Below are 14,415 nucleotides of genomic sequence, written 5' to 3'. Positions count from 1 at the left end.
CAACCTTACAGGGTTGATACCACAGTTTAGTTCTCCACTTCTCTTAATTTCTCTAAAACTTCTTGTTCTGTTGGCATACCTTCTTGCGCACCAAACTTACTAATGGCAACAGATGCTGCAGCATTCGCAAATCGAATACTATTATGTAAATCATTTCCGTTTGTGATTGCGCTAATAAATGCACCATTAAAGCAATCACCTGCTCCAGTCGTATCTACTGGAATTGTTTTAAATCCTGGTACAACAGTTTTTTTATCTCCATCAAAATAAAAACTCCCATCTTTTCCACATGTAACAATGAGCTTATGTTTGTATTCTGTCATCAAGTTTGGATGGAACGCTTTAAGTTGCTCTAGTTCAATTTCGTTTGGTGTAATATATGTACATGCTTCAAGAATTGTATCCGTTAATTTTTGTGCTGGTGCTGGATTGACGAGTAACGGAATCGTGTTTTCTGCACAGATTTTTGCGATATGGTTGATTGTTTCCATCGGAATCTCCAATTGTGTCATCACAAAATCGCTTTCCAAAATTCTCTCTTTATGAGTCTCTACAAGTTCTGGCGTCACTTCCGCGTTTGCGCCCGACACAATAATTATTGAGTTATCATTGTTGCTCACTGTCACACACGCAATACCTGTTGGTGTGTTTTCGAGCGGCTGCCGTTCAATCATTTTAATACCGTTCTTTTCAAAAGTAGATAAAATATTATCTCCAAATGAATCATCGCCTACTCTTCCAATGAATTGAACGTCATTGCCAAGCTTAGCTGTAGCAACCGCTTGGTTACCCCCTTTACCACCACACGTTGTTTTGAAATCTTTTCCAATTACTGTCTCTCCAATTTGTGGGTGTTCATCTGTAATTACAACTAAATCCATGTTGAGACTACCAATTACGGTAATTTTTGATTGTATCAAAGTGTTGTGCCTCCTATTTATAATGTCGCTTTAAGTATCGCATCATTCGAGCGGTAACATGCTGTATCCTCTATTATATGGGTCAATATTTTAAATAATATAAACAACCGCTCGTTAAGTCAATGCATTGTGAAATTTTTATCAGAGTAGACTTTTATGTTCTTATAAATTAGTTTAAATATTTATTAATATGTAGCAAACGATACATTAATATTTTTCACTAAGGGTTCTGATTACTTCTCATTTTTAGCATAACCAAAAAAATACCCTATGACTTCTGGTTATAGAAGTCACAGGGTCTCTTTTATTCATCATGACTTTTTAACTAAACCAATTATATGGCAATGATTTTTTCTGTACGGACACCCATTTCAGCTCTGTAAATTCATCCATCACATAAGGGTTTCCGAATCTACCGATACCACTGTTTTTCACGCCACCGAATGGTATGTTTGGCATATCTAGAACCGGCATTTCATTCACGTGTGTCATGCCACTCGCCATCTCGACCGCAAATTTCTCACCGCGTGTCACATTCTTCGTGATAATTGATCCAGATAATCCATATTTCGTGTCGCTTGCCATTTGAAGTGCTTCATTATCTGATTGTGCTTTGATCACGAGTGCAATAGGGGAGAAAAGTTCGGTCTGTGCAATCTCACTATCATTACTAATATCTGTGAAAATATATGGCGTAATTACATTTCCTTGCTGTTCTCCTTCGAGCGCCATAGTTCCTGCTGCTTTCGCTTTCTCGATGAGGGTCTTGGTTTTATCTAATTGGGTTTTATTAATGATTGGCCCCACGAGTGTACGTTTTTTCTCAGGATCACCAGATTTCACTCGCTTCGTCGCTTTCACGAATTGCTTAACGAATTGATTATAGAGGTCCGCATGCACAATAATTCTATTCACACTCATACAAACTTGCCCTTGATGAAAGAATGTCCCCATTACAGCAGCGCGTACCGCCGTCTTCATATCTGCATCTTTAAGTACGACAAACGGACTGTTTCCTCCAAGTTCAAGTGCTGCTTGTTTTAATTGATTGCCTGCAATTTTACCTATATGTCTACCTACTTCAGTCGAACCTGTGAAACTAACTAGATTTACCGCTTCATGTTCGACAAGCATATCACCAATTTCGCTGGGTTTAGTCAAGATTGACTGGAATACTCCGGAAGGTAAACCTGCATCATGAAAAATTTTCGCAAATACGGATCCACTGACAATCCCCGTTTGGATATCCGGCTTATGAACAACAGTATTACCAAGCGCAAGTGCTGGTGCGATGGTTCTCATTGATAAGTGAAAAGGAAAGTTGAACGGTGAAATCGAACTGATGACGCCTTTTGGTTTTCTATATATTTTATTTGTTTTCGTAGGAATGAGTCCCGCTTTCTCTTCAACAAATCCAATATTATCTACCATCTTAATAGACTCTTTCAAAATCATCATCGACATTCTAAATTCAACTTCAGCCTTAATAAATGTACTTCCAGTTTCTTTTATTAAACAATCAATGATGTCATTTTTATTTTTATTAAATAATTTATATGCATTTTTCATTACTTTTTTTCTCGTGCGTGGCAGTTTTGCCCACTCTTGTTGAGCAATTTTAGCGCCTTCTATTGCACGTTCAGTCTGTTCTTTTGATGCAATACGAATTGTCGTTATGATTTCATCTGTAAATGGATTTAAGTTTGAGAAATCACTCTGACCTTCTCCTGAAACAAACGCACCATTGATATAACTCTTATTCAATGTAAAAAATGGATTCACACAAATCACCTCTATATTAATAATACACAATACCTTTTTAAAAATCTTTTAAACCCTCATTCAATATAACGCATTAACATTCTTCAATGCATATTTATATTATTTAAAATTTAATGCATAGTTCTTTACTATGAATTAAAACACGCGTATAATACGTATCAATAATTATTAAAAATTAAAGGAGTTTATTATGGATTTTACTTATGTTTTACTTAATATACTCATGTTTTTTGGGTTGCTTGGTTTTGTATTTTTCTTAGCTAAAAAACATTTAAAATTTTCTTATCGAGTATTAATTGCTTTAGCTATCGGACTTGTTTTCGGAGCTGTATTACAACTCATTTATGGTATGGATAATAAAATATTACTAGACACAGTGGAATGGATTTCAGTTGTTGGATCAGGCTTTATTCGATTATTACAAATGATTGTAATTCCTCTCGTTTTTATATCTATACTAGGCGCATTTGCAAAAATGGATATAGAAGAAAAGTTTTTTAAATCCGGGGTTAAGATTATTTCAATCCTACTTGGTACTACTGCAATTGCAGCTATTATTGGTATTTTAACTGCTGTCATATTTAATTTAGATGCATCGAATATTAACTTAGGTGACGCAGAGAATGCGCATGGTATTACTATTGAGACTCGAGCAACTGAAGTGGCTGATCAAACACTTCCAGACCAACTTGTCTCACTCCTTCCTGCAAATCCTTTCTTAGATTTTACAGGTGAAAGACCAACATCAACAATCGCAGTTGTCATATTTGCAGCGTTTCTTGGATTCTCTTTAATCCAATTATTAAAACAAAAACCAGAAATTGGAGAGAAAGTGAGTAGCGGTATCATTGCTGTTAATGAGTGGATTATGCAACTTGTTAAAATCATTTTACGATTAACACCATATGGAATTTTAGCTATCATGACTGTAACAGTCGCGACGAGTGACTTTAAGGCAGCAGTCGACCTAGGAATGTTCGTTGTCGCATCGTATGTTGCATTAATTACAATGTTTATTGTGCAACTCATTATTATCGCAATTACCGGTTTAAGTCCTCTAATGTATATAAGAAAAACATTAGAAACACTCATATTTGCATTTACCTCACGTTCGAGTGCAGGCACGTTACCTTTAAACATTCAAACTCAGACTACGCGCCTAGGTGTTCCTGCCTCAGTCGCAAATTTTGCGGGTAGTTTTGGATTGTCTATCGGACAGAACGGTTGTGCCGGTGTATATCCCGCTATGCTGGCAATGATGGTAGCACCTCTTGCTGGTGTTGAATTGGATGCTAAATTTATCATCACGCTCATTGCAGTAACAGTGATGGCAAGTCTCGGTATCGCAGGTGTTGGTGGTGGTGCAACATTTGCTGCAATCATTGTTTTATCTACAATGAATTTACCTGTAGTACTTGCGGCAGTACTTATTTCTGTAGAGCCTTTAATTGACATGGGAAGAACAGCTCTTAATGTAAGTGGTTCAATGGTTGCTGGTACAGTAACCGCTAGAACAAATGGTACTTTAGATAAAGATATGTACAATGATGGTAGTTTTGATGAATTAACTGCACAAGTTTAAACGCTCCTTAATTTGGGTATTATATTAATATATACAATTTAAAGGAGAGATTCATATGACTGAAAAAGACGGTAAGCTTGAACAAGCAAAAGGTAATGTTAAGGAAACTGTAGGTAATCTTACAGATGACAAATCTTTAGAGTACGAAGGTAAGAAGGACAAAGCTTCAGGTAAAACAAAAGAAGCTGTAGAAAAAGCTTCTGATAAAGTACACGATGTAATTGACGATTTAAAGAAATAAGCACCAAAAACTGTAATGATTTTTCATTACAGTTTTTTTTATTTTGTTGTTATACTAGAGAAAATATATAAATAGGTGATACATCAATGAAAAACATTATTCTCGATTGTGATCCAGGTCACGATGATGCAATAAACATTATTATTGCTGCAGCAAAATCAGATGCATTTAACATCCTTGGCATTACTACTGTCGGTGGTAACGTTGAAGTGGAAAAGAATACACTCAATGCTTTAAAAGTTCTGGAGTTACTTAAAAGTGATATTCCAGTTTATAAAGGACAATCTCGTCCTCTCGTAAGAAAAATTGAAATTGCAACAGAGATTCATGGCGAGTCAGGAATGGATGGTCCTGTATTACCTGAACCAACACGTAAAGAAGAAAAAATGCATGGCGTAGATTTTATTATTGAAGCGGTTAAAAATTCAAAAGATAAAGTAACACTTGTTCCGACTGGTCCATTAACAAATATCGCGATGGCACTCATTAAAGAACCCTCTATAAAAGAAAATATCGAAGAAATTGTTTTAATGGGTGGCGGCACTTTCGGTAACTGGACACCTGCAGCTGAGTTTAATATCTTTGTTGATGCCGAAGCTGCAGAGGTTGTATTCACAAGCGGTATTCCTTTAGCAGTATTCGGTTTAGATGTGACGCACCAAGTGATAGCAACAGATGACATCGTTCAGCGCGTTGGAAAAATTGACAATGAAATTGCAACTTTCGTTAAAGAATTGTTAATATTCTTTGGACAAACCTACAAAGATTTCTTTGGCATCAATGGTGGTCCTATCCATGATGCATGTACATGTATGTATTTATTAAATCCTAATATGTTTACTATGGAAGATGTCAACGTGACGATTGAAACAAAAGGTGAATCCACTTATGGAATGACGGTTGTAGACTTACTTAAGAAGACCGGCAAAAAAGAAAACGCAAGATTCGCAACAGGCGTAGACCAAGACGTGTTTTGGAATACGTTCATTGATATACTGACATCATTTGATTCCTAATTTCACAATTAAAAGGTTGTTATTTTTTTCACGTATGCAACTCTAAATGTATGTCATAGTCATGTTCATATGTTATAATATAAGTAACTTATAAAAGAGGAGACGAATAAATATGATGAAAGCCGCTTTATTCTATAATGCTAAAGATGTACGTATTGAAGAGGTAGAAGAACCAAAAGTACAAGAAGGACTCGTAAAAGTAAAAGTAGCGTGGGCAGGCATATGTGGTAGCGATCTCCATGAATACTTAGGAGGTCCAATCTCTACCCCAGGTGATGCGCCAAACAGCATTACAGGAAAAGAACTTCCAATTATTATGGGACATGAATTTTCTGGAGTTATTGAAGAAGTTGGTGAAGGAGTAGAAGGACTCGAGCCTGGAGATAAAGTATGTATTAATCCAGCGTTAACGAATAATAATCACCCGGATTTCTTATATGATTTCTATAAAGAAGGTACCTTTATTGGACTCGGCACTGACGGTGGATTTGCAGATTTTGTTGTTGTGCCTGAAAAAAACATCGTGAAGTTAAAAGATACAACGTCACTTAAAATTGGTGCATTAGTAGAACCTACAGCTGTTGCTCTACAAGCGATTCGTGAATCAGAAATGGAGTTCGCTGAGTCTGTCGCAATTTATGGTGCAGGTCCAATTGGACTAGCAACTGTTTTAGCGGCTCGTGCTGCTGGTGCAAAAGATATTATTGTATTTGATTTATCAGAACAAAGATTAGAAAAAGCAAAAGAATTTGGTGCTACTCATACGGTAAACTCTGGAAAAGAAGATCCAGTTGCATACGTTCACAAATTCTATCCAGATGGTGTAGATCGTACATTTGAAGTTGCAGGTGTACCAATTACTTTAGCACAATCTATTCAATCTACACGTCCACGTGGTATGGTTACAATTGTTTCTATCTTTCAAAAACCAATTGAATTTAACCCAATTATGTTAACTACAACTGGTGTTCGATTATCATCTTCACTAGGCTATGAACCAGATATCTTCAAAGCAACTGTAAAAATGATAGAATCCGGTCAAATTGACCCTAGTCCAATGATTACTGAAGAAATTGAACTAGACGAAATCGTTGAAAAAGGATTTGAAGTACTTACTGAAGATAAGACTCAATCAAAAATTTTAGTTAAACTAAGTGGCGAAGAATAAACACTCAGCTATTTAAACCCCAGTCTATATAGACTGGGGTTTTTGTATAATAAACTCATTTTAAAAATCAGTGATTTCAAAATGATAGATAAGTGTATTATACTTATCACTATAATAAAAAAACTAGAAATTATTTTAAGGTGTGAGTGTAAATGAAACGTACTCTAGTCATAAGTGATATTCATGGAGAGTTAAATCTTTTTAATGAATTACTCGAGAAGGTGAATTATGACAAAGACAAAGACCAATTAATACTTCTTGGAGACTATATAGACAGAGGTCCATACTCTAAACAAGTGATAGAACGTGTGAGGTCTCTTAGAGAAGATGGTGCAATCACATTAATTGGTAATCATGAAGTCATGTTATTGGAAACTGTAGAAGGTAATGAATATGGAAGGGAACGTTATCGCAAAAATGGTGGCCTTCAAACTGTACAAAGCTATGATAACTCAATTATTGATTTTCGTTTACCAGATGTTCCCGAATTTTATGACCACGTTGAATTTATACGTTCGCTCGACCTTTACTATGAAACAGATGAGTATATTTTTGTACATGCAGGTGTTGTACCTGGAAAAACTTTAGAAGAATCTACACGAGATGAACTCGTTTGGATTAGAGACAAATTCTTCAATGAATATACAGGAAATAAAACTGTAATCTTTGGACATACTCCAACCTCAAGAATACGTGGAGAAAAAGATAACGCTCCATATTTTGGAGAGAACAACATCATTGGGATAGATGGTGGCGCAGTATTTGGCCAGCAATTAAACTGTTTAATATTACCAGATAAAACTTACGAATACGTAGAAAATAAATCCTTTTAAATTTAACACCCTTTTCGTATGAATTTATTACTCACACGAAAAGGGTTATTTTTGTACTTCTAATCGTTTCTCACTACCAAATAATTCATTCTTTATTATAAAAATTCCACTTCATAATTGTCTGTATACGGTTCTCCAGAGGAGATAATTTAAGCAATAGTCACATCGTATGACTCATATTTCAATATGATCAATGTCCTGGGAAATAAATCATTTGTAGTACAAAGATAACTCCAAAAACATATACGAGCGGATGGACTTCTTTGCCTTTACCGCTAAATAATTTTATTAATGGATACGTTATAAATCCAAGGGCAATTCCTGTAGCAATACTTGATGTCAGAGGCATTGTTAAAATAACAATAAATGCTGGAAAAGCTTCGTCAAACTGTTTCCATCTAACTGTTTCTAGACCAGACATCATATAGCTTCCTACAATAATGAGTGCAGGTGCTGTGATTGCAGGAAGTGCAGAGATAGTCTCTATAATCGGTGAAAAGAAAAGTGCGAGGATGAACAGTAACGAAACGACTAATGTCGTTAATCCTGTGCGTCCACCAACCTGTACACCTGAAGTCGATTCGATATACGCAGATGAAGGAGTGGTTCCAAATGTTGCGCCTACTGTTGTAGCAACCGCATCTGCAGTTAACGCAGCTTTTGCTTTTTCAAGCTTACCGTTTTTCATTAGTCCTGCTTGTTCTGCAACACCAATCAATGTACCCGTCGTGTCAAAAATTGTGACAAGTAAAAATGCAAAGACAACCGTATAAAGAGATTCTGTAAATACCCCTCCAAGGTCTAAATCAAAAAATACTGGTGTAGGTGGTAAAGAAACGATGCCATCTAACTTCATCATATGTGTCAAATAACCAATGATCCCAGTGAAAAGCATTCCGTAGAATAAGCCACCCTTAACACCACGTGCTACAAGAATTAAAGTGATAACTAATCCAAATATTGAAAGTAGCGTTACTTTATTAGTGATATCTCCAAATGAAACAAACGTCTCACTATTTTGTACTATAATGCCAGACATACGCAGTCCGAGAAATGCAATGAATAACCCTATACCACTTGTAATACCTACTTTTAAAGTGTTAGGGATCGCAGCAATTAATGCTTCTCTTAAAGATGTGAATGTCAGTATGATAAAAATAATTCCTGCAAAGAATACTGTGGCAAATACCGCTTGATAACTGACTCCTTGATTTAACACAACTGTTACGAAGTATGCGTTCATACCCATACCCGGAGCAATCGCAATTGGGTAGTTTGCCCAAAGTGCCATGATTAGAGTTCCCACTACCGCAGAAATAATTGTGGCGATAAACACCTGATTAAATGGTACACCAGCAGCAGATAGAATCGCTGGATTCACCACCACAATATATGCCATAGTTAAGAATGTTGTCATACCTGCGAGAACTTCAGTTTTAACATCTGTGCCACGTTCTGCTAACTGAAAAAATGTTTTCATCCTTATGAAAATCTCCTTGATATCTATTTAAACCCTTAACTATTCTACAGATTTATTCGTTATGCTTCAATGCTTATTTTAATTAATCAGCGTTTATACATTTAGTTTATGCATGCATTTTATCGATTAATTTTGAATAAATACGTTCAACAAACCAAGATTCTTTAGATCTATTTTTCACATCTTCTAATTTAATCCAAGCTACGTCACTATTCTCTTCTTCATTTATTATTAGTTTTTGATCCATGTCGGCTTCAAGTAAATATGTGAAATTGAGATGAAGATGAGAAGAAACATACTCCCCACGCTTTACATGCCCTTCAACGCAAAGAATCTCTAAAGAAAAGATTTCTTCTTGTACTGGATATAATGTTTCAATACCACTTTCCTCATGTGCTTCATTGCATGCCACTTGAAGCAGATTATCATTACCATCAGCGTGACCACCTAGCCATGCCCATGTCTCATAGATGTTATGGTATGCCATTAACACATGTGTGCGCGCTTTGTTTACAACCCATGCACTCGTTGTGATATGCGCCACTTGATTATCACGTGTTAAAATATCTTGACCACTATTGACCCAATCTAAAATTATCTTTAAATCAACAGTTTCTTGTTCATTAAATGGAATAAATCGTTCTAATTGCATTTTTATTTTATCCATAAAAACTCCTTGATTATCGTGCTTCATAATATGTATCGTCTACCTCTTCTAACCATTCCATTTCTCCTTTGTTGATTGCGATATGTGCAAACCAACTATCCTTCGTCGCACCATGCCAATGTTTAACACCATCAGCAATGACAACAATATCTCCTGCTTTTAATAATCGAGCTTCCTTACCCTCTTCTTGGTACCAACCTTCTCCTCCAGTTACGAGCAGAATCTGGTATCCGTCATTGTGCTTGTGCCAGTTGTTTCTGCACCCAGGTTCAAAAGTCACGTTAGATACGGATACATCTGAAATCTCTTTTTCTACTAGCCTATTTAAATAGGATTGCCCGATAAAATAATCAAACATCTTATTTTTATTTCCTTTAGGAAAAATGATACCCTCTTTAATTTCTTCATACTTAGCGATAATAATCACTCCTTATTCACTTTACGTACAAGCTTTAAGACTTTAACCTCTAATCCAAACTTACGTTTTAATATTTTTCTTGCATCTGGATTACTACGTGCTGGAACTTTAAGTGCTTTTATTTCATCATTCACTTCAATTGTCGCAATAAAACATTCTGTTCCGCATCTCACTTTAATCACACTTTCATTGTTCCCTTAAAAATGGACATAAAAATACCCTCTATGCACATCATAATCGTTTTAGCATAGAGGGTTCAAGTTAACAAATCTCACACTCCGAATCTTCATCCGTCTGTTTCTCTTTTTCTTCTAACTCAATAGATTCTAATTCTGGTTCATCTACAAATGTATCAGAAAAATAATTCATAATTGTCCGCTTCATAACATCACTCCTAATTTCCATTTTTTATCTATAGTATAATTGTACACCAAAATACTACTTTAATGTTGTATACTGTTTTACATTTTTCTTTCTTATTAAAGAGTGCCACTTCCATTTATAGGGTAAACAATAGAAAAGGAGTGATTAATTTTATGAATATTGTAATCACCGGAGGAACAGGACTTGTCGGAAAAGAGCTCGTCAATAAATTGAAGAATGATCATGAAATTATTGTTTTAACAAGAAGTAATCATAGTAACACAGAAAACATCACATATATTAATTGGTCAGAAGATGGATGGGAAAAAGAAATGCCAAAGAAAGTTAATGCTGTAATCAATCTTGCAGGGGCTTCTTTACAAAAACGTTGGACAAAAGATCATAAAAAAGAAATTATTACTAGTAGAGTAAGTACTACAAAACGCCTATTTGAATATTTTAAAACCCGCTCAGCTCCAGACGTGTTGTTTAACGCGAGTGCAATTGGATATTATACGCCTTCAAAAACCAAGACTTACGATGAGTCAGATATATGTCAGCCAAATGATTTTTTATCAGAAGTCGTATCTCTGTGGGAAGGATATGCGAAACAATTTGAATCGATCGGCACGCGTGTCGTGATTGGTCGCTTCGGTATTATTTTCTCTGGTAAAGGCGGGGCTTTACCTTTAATGGTTAAACCGTATAAGCTTTACGGTGGCGGACCAATTGGAGATGGTCAACAATGGTTTAGCTGGGTACACATTGATGACGTTGTTCATGCCATAGAGGTATTGATTTCATCAGATAAATATAAAGGTGTGTTCAACATTACGAGTGTGAATCCTATTACTCAAGATCAATTGGGACGCACGATTGCTTTAGTAACTAACAAACCCCATTGGTTTAAAGTGCCAAAACCTTTATTCAAGTTAATTTTGGGAGAACAATCTGATATGATTTTGCACACGCAAAAAGTATTACCAAAAAAGTTACTATCACACAATTTCTCATTCATATACCCACATGTTGAAGATGCGTTGTATCAATTAATTAAATAAAGAGACTGACAACTATTCTTAGGTCTATTAAATCTAGTGTTCTTATAATTCTAAAGTCTGGATAATATCACTTATACTTTGAGGTAATTCATTAACTTTGGGCAATGAAAAAAGACGCTAGAGAAATTAATCTTTCAAAAAAATAAGCACTTCCTTTTAGGAAGTGCTTATTTCTATTTATTGTGTTTATTCACGATTAAAATCGTTCATCTCGATTGTTTCTAGAAACATCATTAACATCAATATCGCCTTCTGTGTCTACATCTAATTCTTCTCTTCTCACAGTTTCTTCAACATGTTTGTTATCTGTAACTCTTTCTTTACCAATCGATACTTCTTCAGTTACTACTGATTTTTTGTTTACATCGATTTGTTCTTCATTTACTGGAATAGTAAATTCTTCGTCCTTAAACTCATGATTATCCGTTACTTCTCTGTCACCTTCTACAGAATGACGTTCAATAACAACTTCTTCATGGTCTACAGGAACATCTACTGATTCTCTATCTTCAACGACTCTTTTAGAAACGTGAACTTCACCCGTTTGAACTTCATTAGTGTCTACTTCTAAACGCTCTTCAGATAATTCAACAGTTTGGTTATCTGCTAAATTAGGGTTTCGATTAGATTCATCATTGTGCATAGTGTAATCTACCGAATCTGACATACCGTCATGTTTGCCTTCTGCTAAGACAACTACTTTTCCTTCTTGTATGTCATTTCTATAATGTGCGAGTGGATCTTCATTAGAACCAGATGTTCGATTATCGTACTCATCTTCTACTGTAAATGCATTTACAATTTTATCCCATAAAGATTCATCTTCTTTAACACCCGCTGTAGAATGATTGGACTCTACATTATAATTTTCAGGAGACTCCATTTTTACATCTGAGTTGTTCATAAATGAATCACGTGTTGTATTATTTGAAATCAACGTAATATCCTTTGAACTATATCCTTCTGCCTTCAATTGTTTAGCCGCTTCTAGTGCTTCTTCTACTGAATTATAACTTCCTTTAACAAAACTCATAATAATTCTTCCTCCTATGTGTACCTCTATTGGTATCACTTTTTATTCAGTCTTTATTATATGTTTGTTCTAGGCTCGTAATAGATATATTCCCTTTACTATAGTTTATAAACATTTCTCTGCATTGTGTAGGGTTTGAAAGACAATTGATTAAGAAAAACTCCTCAAAATATTGAGGAGTTTTGATTCTATTACGTTACTTCGTAACTCTATTCTTTTTAATATTTCTTATAACACAATATTTTCCTGTTCACCATTTTCCCAACTGATTACATTATCAAATGTAATTGACGCTCTACGAATCATCGCTTCCTCTGTTGCATATCCGACATGCGGAAGTATAACTGTATTAGGTGCGTCTAGCAGAGGATAATCCTTTGGAATTGGTGGTTCCATATCTACTCTATCTAATCCCGCTCCTGCAATTACTCCCTCACGTAATGCTATTGCTAGTGCTTCGTTATCAACTACTGGACCTACTGCTGTATTGATTAAAAATGCACTTTCTTTCATTAGCGACAATTTCTCTTCATTAATTAAATGTTTCGTTTCATCTGTTAGAGGAACGTGTAATGTGACAATATCACTTTCTTTTAATACTTCATCTAATGACTTATACTCAACACCCTGTTTAATCAATGACTCTTTTTCACTTCTGTTATAAGCAATCACGCGACAGCCATATGCGAGTCCGATTTTAGCAACTAACCCACCAATGTCTCCCGTGCCAATCACACCAAGTGTCTTTTCATACAAGTCGAGCTGTCCGTATCCAACCTTCGTTCCACTTTCTCTAGTTACGCCATCAAGTGGTATCATATTACGTAATAGTGCTGTAATTAGTCCAAATGTTATTTCTGCAACAGAATGAGTACTGTACCCTGCAGCATTAGAAACTTGTATATTTTTTTCTTTACACTTTTCTAAATCAATATGATCATAACCAGTAAATGCAACGGCAATGTACCTTAAGTGCTCTGCAGCTTCAATCACTTCACCACTCAGTGGCATATTAGCAAGAATTAATATTTCCGCATCTTTAACTCTCTCTTTTAAAGCCTCTGTATTTGTTTCTCCATCATCGTACACTATTAACTCGTGACCACGATCAGTTAAAGGTTTAGAAAGTCTATTGAACTCATCATCACTTATTCCTAAAGATTCTAAGATTACAATTTTCATTTTTCTTTTTCCTCCACTTATTTATACTCTTACTTAATAGTATCATTTTTATAATTTATATACATTAAATTGTATTTAGATTAATTCTATACAGTACAATTCATCTTTTAAACTAAAAAAAGCACTTTCCAACTGTTGTTGGAAAGTGCTTTAAACATAGATATAAAAATAATATTAACGTTTTGAGAATTGTGGTGATTTACGTGCTTTCTTAAGACCTGGTTTTTTACGCTCAAAAATTTTCGATTTTTCATAGTGAATGATATACTTCATTAACATTGATATATCAACGTTTCCTTCAATTATTAACATCATACTATTTCATGCAGTTTCTATAAAAGGTATTAATTAGGTATTAAAATTTATGCTGGTCGGTAGTAACAAATAATTGATTTTTGTCTATAAATTCATCTTTCTAAGTAAATATCGATAAATAAACATTATACTTCTAAAGAGAAGCAATCATCTCCTCAATTGCTTTATTGAATTGAACTAGTGTATGTTCCTTATTGAAAAGAGGTAGACCCATGACTCTATAATTATTGTTGAATGTATATTTTTACTATAGCAAGAAATGTGACGACATATTTCTGGACGGACGTTTTAAATAGTCCATATTATATGTATCTTAAACTAAAGTGATATAAGGCATAAGTTATACATTATAGC

At 35.0% G+C, this 14,415-nt stretch carries 16 protein-coding genes; 6 read left to right on the top strand and 10 right to left on the bottom strand.

What is annotated here, in order from left to right:
* Positions 1–26 precede the first annotated feature (26 nt).
* Together rbsK and H9D55_RS04105 are read right to left on the bottom strand one after the other, a co-directional pair.
* A complete protein-coding gene (rbsK, locus tag H9D55_RS04110) occupies positions 27–920 on the bottom strand; it encodes a ribokinase (RefSeq protein WP_235963105.1) in 894 nt (297 codons plus the stop codon).
* Between the two features lie 321 nt (positions 921–1,241).
* Entirely contained in the window at positions 1,242–2,702 is a 1,461-nt protein-coding gene (locus H9D55_RS04105; RefSeq protein WP_186077119.1) for an aldehyde dehydrogenase family protein, read from the bottom strand.
* 190 nt (positions 2,703–2,892) lie between these two features.
* Between H9D55_RS04105 and H9D55_RS04100 the strand changes: the two genes are divergently transcribed.
* From H9D55_RS04100 to H9D55_RS04080, 5 genes are all read left to right on the top strand, one after another.
* Entirely contained in the window at positions 2,893–4,284 is a 1,392-nt protein-coding gene (locus H9D55_RS04100; RefSeq protein ID WP_186077117.1) for an L-cystine transporter, read from the top strand.
* Positions 4,285–4,339: 55 nt separating this feature from the next.
* Positions 4,340–4,525 carry a CsbD family protein gene (locus H9D55_RS04095; protein WP_186077115.1) on the top strand — a complete coding sequence of 62 codons (186 nt, stop codon included), beginning with the start codon at positions 4,340–4,342 and terminating at the stop codon, positions 4,523–4,525.
* An 86-nt stretch (positions 4,526–4,611) separates the two neighbouring features.
* Positions 4,612–5,541, top strand: a complete 930-nt coding sequence (locus tag H9D55_RS04090) for a nucleoside hydrolase (RefSeq protein WP_186077113.1) — start codon at positions 4,612–4,614, stop codon at positions 5,539–5,541.
* Positions 5,542–5,656: 115 nt separating this feature from the next.
* Complete coding sequence (locus H9D55_RS04085) at positions 5,657–6,709, top strand: 2,3-butanediol dehydrogenase (RefSeq protein WP_186077159.1); 1,053 nt, start codon at positions 5,657–5,659, stop codon at positions 6,707–6,709.
* Positions 6,710–6,861: 152 nt separating this feature from the next.
* A complete protein-coding gene (locus tag H9D55_RS04080) occupies positions 6,862–7,542 on the top strand; it encodes a metallophosphoesterase family protein (RefSeq protein WP_186077111.1) in 681 nt (226 codons plus the stop codon).
* Between the two features lie 190 nt (positions 7,543–7,732).
* Here H9D55_RS04080 and H9D55_RS04075 read toward each other — a convergent pair whose 3' ends face one another.
* From H9D55_RS04075 to H9D55_RS08210, 5 genes are all read right to left on the bottom strand, one after another.
* Positions 7,733–9,022, bottom strand: coding sequence for an NCS2 family permease (locus H9D55_RS04075; protein WP_186077109.1), 1,290 nt, complete (start codon positions 9,020–9,022; stop codon positions 7,733–7,735).
* Positions 9,023–9,128: 106 nt separating this feature from the next.
* Positions 9,129–9,689 carry an NUDIX hydrolase gene (locus H9D55_RS04070; protein WP_186077106.1) on the bottom strand — a complete coding sequence of 187 codons (561 nt, stop codon included), beginning with the start codon at positions 9,687–9,689 and terminating at the stop codon, positions 9,129–9,131.
* Positions 9,690–9,702: 13 nt separating this feature from the next.
* The gene (locus H9D55_RS04065) at positions 9,703–10,107 is read right to left on the bottom strand and encodes a cupin domain-containing protein (RefSeq protein WP_186077157.1); all 405 of its coding nucleotides are present in this window, start codon (positions 10,105–10,107) and stop codon (positions 9,703–9,705) included.
* Positions 10,108–10,112: 5 nt separating this feature from the next.
* Positions 10,113–10,289 carry a hypothetical protein gene (locus tag H9D55_RS04060; RefSeq protein WP_186077163.1) on the bottom strand — a complete coding sequence of 59 codons (177 nt, stop codon included), beginning with the start codon at positions 10,287–10,289 and terminating at the stop codon, positions 10,113–10,115.
* A gap of 79 nt (positions 10,290–10,368) precedes the next feature.
* Positions 10,369–10,491 carry a hypothetical protein gene (locus H9D55_RS08210; RefSeq protein ID WP_268884001.1) on the bottom strand — a complete coding sequence of 41 codons (123 nt, stop codon included), beginning with the start codon at positions 10,489–10,491 and terminating at the stop codon, positions 10,369–10,371.
* A 152-nt stretch (positions 10,492–10,643) separates the two neighbouring features.
* Here H9D55_RS08210 and H9D55_RS04055 point away from each other — a divergent pair, with 152 nt between their 5' ends.
* Positions 10,644–11,531 carry a TIGR01777 family oxidoreductase gene (locus tag H9D55_RS04055; RefSeq protein ID WP_186077104.1) on the top strand — a complete coding sequence of 296 codons (888 nt, stop codon included), beginning with the start codon at positions 10,644–10,646 and terminating at the stop codon, positions 11,529–11,531.
* 196 nt (positions 11,532–11,727) lie between these two features.
* Here the strand turns inward: H9D55_RS04055 and H9D55_RS04050 are convergent, their stop codons facing one another.
* From H9D55_RS04050 to rpsI, 3 genes are all read right to left on the bottom strand, one after another.
* Entirely contained in the window at positions 11,728–12,564 is an 837-nt protein-coding gene (locus H9D55_RS04050; protein WP_186077102.1) for a DUF2382 domain-containing protein, read from the bottom strand.
* Between the two features lie 228 nt (positions 12,565–12,792).
* The gene (locus tag H9D55_RS04045; RefSeq protein ID WP_186077100.1) at positions 12,793–13,746 is read right to left on the bottom strand and encodes an NAD(P)-dependent oxidoreductase; all 954 of its coding nucleotides are present in this window, start codon (positions 13,744–13,746) and stop codon (positions 12,793–12,795) included.
* Between the two features lie 174 nt (positions 13,747–13,920).
* On the bottom strand, positions 13,921–14,061 hold the full coding sequence (gene rpsI, locus H9D55_RS08125; RefSeq protein WP_208454726.1) for a 30S ribosomal protein S9: 141 nt from the start codon (positions 14,059–14,061) through the stop codon (positions 13,921–13,923).
* Positions 14,062–14,415 lie beyond the last annotated feature (354 nt).

The organism is Phocicoccus pinnipedialis (assembly GCF_903994035.1).
Classification (GTDB): domain Bacteria; phylum Bacillota; class Bacilli; order Staphylococcales; family Salinicoccaceae; genus Phocicoccus; species Phocicoccus pinnipedialis.
Note: the sequence above shows the minus strand (reverse complement) of the source record. Positions and strands in the feature narration are given on the sequence as shown.

Bases quoted from the DNA above. Each gene is read 5' to 3' on its own strand.
- H9D55_RS04070 (WP_186077106.1), bottom strand. From the start codon at position 9,689: ATGGATAAAATAAAAATGCAATTAGAACGATTTATTCCATTTAATGAA.
- H9D55_RS04050 (WP_186077102.1), bottom strand. From the start codon at position 12,564: ATGAGTTTTGTTAAAGGAAGTTATAATTCAGTAGAAGAAGCACTAGAA.
- H9D55_RS04090 (WP_186077113.1), top strand. From the start codon at position 4,612: ATGAAAAACATTATTCTCGATTGTGATCCAGGTCACGATGATGCAATA.
- H9D55_RS08210 (WP_268884001.1), bottom strand. From the start codon at position 10,491: ATGAAGCGGACAATTATGAATTATTTTTCTGATACATTTGTAGATGAA.
- H9D55_RS04095 (WP_186077115.1), top strand. From the start codon at position 4,340: ATGACTGAAAAAGACGGTAAGCTTGAACAAGCAAAAGGTAATGTTAAG.
- H9D55_RS04045 (WP_186077100.1), bottom strand. From the start codon at position 13,746: ATGAAAATTGTAATCTTAGAATCTTTAGGAATAAGTGATGATGAGTTC.
- H9D55_RS04100 (WP_186077117.1), top strand. From the start codon at position 2,893: ATGGATTTTACTTATGTTTTACTTAATATACTCATGTTTTTTGGGTTG.
- H9D55_RS04085 (WP_186077159.1), top strand. From the start codon at position 5,657: ATGAAAGCCGCTTTATTCTATAATGCTAAAGATGTACGTATTGAAGAG.
- H9D55_RS04075 (WP_186077109.1), bottom strand. From the start codon at position 9,022: ATGAAAACATTTTTTCAGTTAGCAGAACGTGGCACAGATGTTAAAACT.
- rpsI (WP_208454726.1), bottom strand. From the start codon at position 14,061: ATGATGTTAATAATTGAAGGAAACGTTGATATATCAATGTTAATGAAG.
- H9D55_RS04080 (WP_186077111.1), top strand. From the start codon at position 6,862: ATGAAACGTACTCTAGTCATAAGTGATATTCATGGAGAGTTAAATCTT.
- H9D55_RS04055 (WP_186077104.1), top strand. From the start codon at position 10,644: ATGAATATTGTAATCACCGGAGGAACAGGACTTGTCGGAAAAGAGCTC.